The organism is Pseudomonas sp. PME37.24/025, assembly GCF_055556615.1.
Genome location: NZ_JBVHNK010000156.1, coordinates 1 through 275 on the forward strand (window position 1 = coordinate 1; position 275 = coordinate 275).

1 protein-coding gene is annotated in these 275 nt (G+C 54.5%); it reads right to left on the reverse strand.

The genetic code is table 11. The features are described 5' to 3' along the window. A partial coding sequence (locus ACZ3HH_RS29895; protein WP_465810179.1) for an Hpt domain-containing protein occupies positions 1-217 on the reverse strand: 217 nt, incomplete at its 3' end. Positions 218-275: the final 58 nt, after the last annotated feature.

The window sequence follows — 275 nt, forward strand, 5'->3', positions numbered from 1 at the left end:
CGGCGTGTACAAATGCCCCATAGTCCATGAGCCCGACGGACCGCGAGGCTCCCTTTAAATTATGTGCAGCGCGAAATAGCGCGTCGCAGGCCGACGCCGTCCAGCGGCCGTCTAAATCTAGGCAAGCTTTCTCCCATTGACCAAGGATATCAGTAGCCTCGTCGAGGAACGTAAGGAGGAATGCGTCGCTGCTCTGTGTCAAGGAAAGCCTCGCCATTTGTGGAATCACAACAAACCCGCTAAAATCTTCGGTAGAGGCAAGCTCAACTTGAGGT